This window comes from Acidovorax sp. Q11 (assembly GCF_054950075.1).
In genome coordinates this window covers 1-756 of sequence record NZ_JBUDZG010000093.1, presented here as the reverse complement: position 1 = coordinate 756, position 756 = coordinate 1, and the positions used below count along the sequence as shown (strand labels likewise).

General features: G+C 57.8%; 1 protein-coding gene and 1 pseudogene. Both read left to right on the top strand.

Going from position 1 to position 756, the window contains the following annotated elements; translation table 11 throughout:
- Positions 1-180, top strand: a pseudogene (locus ACYZGB_RS22815) (IS5/IS1182 family transposase); the annotation flags it as partial.
- Between the two features lie 74 nt (positions 181-254).
- Entirely contained in the window at positions 255-479 is a 225-nt protein-coding gene (locus ACYZGB_RS22810) for a hypothetical protein (RefSeq protein WP_462391273.1), read from the top strand.
- The last annotated feature ends 277 nt before the right edge of the window (positions 480-756 follow it).

Genomic DNA, 756 nt, shown 5'->3' with positions numbered 1-756 from the left:
ATGCCGCGTCGGCGATCACCTTTGGAGATTGATCGGGAGGTCTACAAATGGCGTCACTTGATAGAGAACTTCTTCGGCAAGCTCAAGGAGTTCAAACGCATCGCAATGCGCAGCGACAAGACGGATATCAGCTTCGCGGCGATGATCCATCTCGCAGCTGCGGTTATCAACTCCCGATGATTCTCAACACGCCCTAGACCACAAGCGCCAAATATGGCCTGCGGCTTGGTGCGTTCTACATTACGTTAGGCCCCATGAAATCCGAGTCCGATCGCATTCAAGAGGTTCGCGCACGGTGGGCCACAGGCCTCTTGCTGGCCTTGTCGCTTGTCGTCGTGGCGTGGGCACTCGTCGTGCAAGCCATGGGCGCGGCTGCGGCGTTCGGCCTGGTCGCAGTCTTCTTTGCAGTCATGCTCTGGCTCCTGCCGCCGAGTTGGAACCGATTCGTGGTCGACATCCTGTCCAATTTCGGTTGGTAGCCGTTGCAGCCAAAGGCCAGGTTCCTCTATGTTGCGCAATCTCGCTCTTGTCCAATGAACCACCGCTTCTTCCTGCAGTAGGCAGGCCGGGCAGCATGCCGCTTCACTGTTCACGCCACTCTGTCGCTGCTACGCTGTGGCCTAACCCCCCATATATGGACTCCCCCGCAACAGCAAGAGCCTGACCGATTGGGGACCAGCGGGTAAAGCACCTGCAGTCGTATATCCGGCATCTGTTGTGGGATCGTGAATGTCCCGTGCCGACATGGAATCTGCG